Annotated in this window: 1 protein-coding gene; it reads left to right on the top strand. The window is 34.8% G+C overall.

Annotated elements, in window-relative coordinates:
- A partial coding sequence (locus tag IDG60_RS27625) for a phospho-sugar mutase (protein ID WP_206160885.1) occupies positions 1 to 1,113 on the top strand: 1,113 nt, incomplete at both ends.

Genomic DNA, 1,113 nt, shown 5'->3' with positions numbered 1-1,113 from the left:
GACTTAATAAGTTTACTATTGAAAAATTGGCATTAGGTTTAGCGCGTTATTTAAATGCCCAAACAAACAGTCCAACAATAGTCATTCATTATGATATTAGACATCTTTCAACTGAATTCGCCCAAATAATTGCTAATGTATTAGCAAACCATCAAATAACAGTTTATTTACCTGATACATATAAAACGACACCGGAATTATCGTTCGCGGTGCGCAATCTTAATACTACTGCTGGCATTATGATTACAGCAAGTCATAATCCGAAAGACTATAACGGCATCAAAGTATATGGTTCTGATGGTGCGCAATTATCGACTGATGCATCTGAGCTTGCAAGTCGTTATATCGAAGAAGTTGGCGATCCATTACAGATTGATATACCTATTTCTAAACAAAATACATCTTATATCAAGCCTTTTCCGAAATCTGTAACTGATGACTATATGAAACACATTCAAAATATGATTGGCTATATTCCTAAATCTGATTTACAAGTTGTGTTCACTAGTTTACATGGTACAAGTGTTCCGATTGTACCTGAGTTATTACAATCTTTGAATTTCAATCAATTTAATCTTGTAGAAGCACAATGTAAACCTGATCCGAATTTCAGCTCAGTTCAAAGTGCTAATCCTGAAGATCATCGCGCTTTTGATCAAGCAGTCGAACTTGCAAATAAAAGTCATGCAGACTTATTAATATCAACTGACCCTGATGCGGATCGTCTTGGCATTGCTGAACGTGATGCACATGGTCATATCACATATTTTAATGGCAACCAAATTGGTGCGTTGTTACTTAATTATCGTATTCAACAAACGTCTCAATTACGTCATCGCTTAATGATTCAATCTATTGTAAGTAGTGAGTTAACAAAGTCATTAGCACGCTATAATAATGTTGAATACAAAGAGGTGCTTACGGGCTTTAAATTTATTGCTCAGGAAATAAGACAACTGGACGATCATCAAAATATGATTTTCGCCTTTGAAGAGAGTTACGGTTTTCTATCAGAGCCTTTTGTACGTGATAAAGATGCCGTACAAATTGTGCCACTCATTATAAAATACGCTTCTGAGTTAAAATTATATGGCAAAACATTGAAAGATGAAT

It is taken from the genome of Staphylococcus sp. EG-SA-2, assembly GCF_017152085.1.
Note: the sequence above shows the minus strand (reverse complement) of the source record. Positions and strands in the feature narration are given on the sequence as shown.